The sequence below is a fragment of the Microcystis sp. LE19-10.1B genome (assembly GCF_027530565.1).
GTDB classification, from domain to species: domain Bacteria; phylum Cyanobacteriota; class Cyanobacteriia; order Cyanobacteriales; family Microcystaceae; genus Microcystis; species Microcystis aeruginosa.
In genome coordinates this window covers 1-2,500 of record NZ_JAPZQM010000534.1, presented here as the reverse complement: position 1 = coordinate 2,500, position 2,500 = coordinate 1, and the positions used below count along the sequence as shown (strand labels likewise).

Genomic DNA, 2,500 nt, shown 5'->3' with positions numbered 1-2,500 from the left:
CTGGAGGTCCGAACCAACACCCGTTGAAAAGGGTCTGGATGACTTGTGGCTAGGGGTGAAAGGCCAATCAAATCTGGAGATAGCTGGTTCTCCGCGAAAGCTATTTAGGTAGCGCCTCGGACGAATACCTTGGGGGGTAGAGCACTACATGGATGATGGGGGCCCACAGCCTTACTGAGTCTAAGTAAACTCCGAATACCCAAGAGTACTATCCGGGAGACACACGGCGGGTGCTAACGTCCGTCGTGAAGAGGGAAACAACCCTGACCTGCAGCTAAGGCCCCTAATTCGTGGCTAAGTGGGAAAGCATGTGGGACGGCCAAAACAACCAGGAGGTTGGCTTAGAAGCAGCCATCCTTTAAAGATAGCGTAACAGCTCACTGGTCTAGATAAGCTGTCCTGCGGCGAAGATGTAACGGGGCTCAAGCCACGAGCCGAAGCTCAGGATGCACAGCGATGTGCGTGGTAGCGGAGCGTTCTGTGATATAGCTCATTGCCTCTCTTGCCTCCTTCGGGTGGCATTGGAGGCACGGAGCTTTCTGTGAAGCCGGGCCGTGAGGCAACCGGTGGAGAGATCAGAAGCGAGAATGTTGACATGAGTAGCGACAAAGAGGGTGAGAGACCCTCTCGCCGAAAGTCCAAGGGTTCCTGCTTAAAGCTAATCTGAGCAGGGTGAGCCGGCCCCTAAGGCGAGGCCGAAAGGCGTAGTCGATGGGAACCAGGTTAATATTCCTGGGCCAGGAGGAAGTGACGGATCTCGAAGGTAGTTTGCCCTTATCGGATTGGGTGGGCTGCTTAGAGGTTCCTGGAAATAGCCCTCCATCAGACCGTACCCTAAACCGACACAGGTGGACTGGTAGAGAATACCAAGGCGCTTGAGAGAACCACGTTAAAGGAACTCGGCAAAATGCCTCCGTAAGTTCGCGAGAAGGAGGCCCCATATGCACGCAAGTGTGTGTGGGGGGCACAAACTAGGGGGTGGCGACTGTTTACTTAAAACACAGGGCTCTGCGAAGCCGTAAGGCGACGTATAGGGTCTGACGCCTGCCCGGTGCTGGAAGGTTAAAAGGAGGGGTGCAAGCTCTGAATTGAAGCCCCAGTAAACGGCGGCCGTAACTATAACGGTCCTAAGGTAGCGAAATTCCTTGTCGGGTAAGTTCCGACCTGCACGAATGGCGTAACGATCTCCCCGCTGTCTCTAACGTGGACTCAGCGAAATTGAACTGTGTGTCAAGATGCACACTTCCCGCGGTTAGACGGAAAGACCCCATGAACCTTTACTCCAGCTTTGCACTGGCATCAGGATTGTGATGTGCAGGATAGGTGGTAGGCATCGAAGCGGGGACGCTAGTTCCCGTGGAGCCTCCCTTGAGATACCACCCTTCGCACTCTTGATGTCTAACCGCGGCCCGTTATCCGGGTCCGGGACCCTGCATGGTGGGGAGTTTGACTGGGGCGGTCGCCTCCCAAACAGTAACGGAGGCGCGCGAAGGTTGGCTCAGACCGGTCGGAAATCGGTCGTTGAGTGCAATGGCAGAAGCCAGCCTGACTGCAAGACTGACAAGTCGAGCAGAGACGAAAGTCGGCCATAGTGATCCGGTGGTCCCAAGTGGGAGGGCCATCGCTCAACGGATAAAAGGTACTCTGGGGATAACAGGCTGATGATGCCCAAGAGTCCATATCGACGGCATCGTTTGGCACCTCGATGTCGGCTCATCTCATCCTGGGGCTGGAGCAGGTCCCAAGGGTATGGCTGTTCGCCATTTAAAGAGGTACGTGAGCTGGGTTTAGAACGTCGTGAGACAGTTCGGTCCCTATCTGCCGTGGGTGTAGGAGACTTGAGAAGAGTTGCCCCTAGTACGAGAGGACCGGGGTGAACGAACCACTGGTGGACCAGTTATCGTGCCAACGGTAGTGCTGGGTAGCTATGTTCGGACAGGATAACCGCTGAAGGCATCTAAGCGGGAAGCCCCCTTCAAAACAAGGTCTCCCTTGAGGGCCGTGGAAGACCACCACGTCGATAGGCCAGAGGTGTAAGTGCAGCAATGCATTCAGCTGACTGGTACTAATTGCCCGATAGGCTTGATTTGATCCAGAAACAGCAAGGCAATAGCCTCGCCTGGAACAGTCAAAAGCAACACAGACTTGGAACAATACACACTGATGATCGCGCGCCAAAACCTGCCAAAACGCAGACAAAAGCGCGCGTGTTTCTTCCTCGGTTTGGTGGTCATAGCACGAGCAAAACACCCGGTCCCTTCCCGAACCCGGCCGTTAAGTGCCGTCGCGCCAATGGTACTCCGTCTCAAGACGCGGGAGAGTAGGTCACCGCCAAACCTAGAAAGAAACACACAATCCTCTCTCCAATACGATGCAAATAAACCCCGATCGCCAAAACAAAGCCCTCGGGATACCACAACGGACGCGGGGTGGAGCAGCCCGGTAGCTCGTCAGGCTCATAACCTGAAGGCCGCAGGTTCAAATCCTGCCCCCGCAACCA

General features: G+C 55.2%; 1 tRNA gene and 2 rRNA genes (1 of these 3 cut by a window edge). All 3 read left to right on the top strand.

What is annotated here, in order from left to right:
• Positions 1–2,090 (top strand): 23S ribosomal RNA (locus O9332_RS19295); it begins 746 nt to the left of the window's first position.
• A gap of 132 nt (positions 2,091–2,222) precedes the next feature.
• A 5S ribosomal RNA gene (gene rrf / locus O9332_RS19290) occupies positions 2,223–2,337 on the top strand.
• Between the two features lie 86 nt (positions 2,338–2,423).
• Positions 2,424–2,500, top strand: a tRNA-Met gene (locus O9332_RS19285).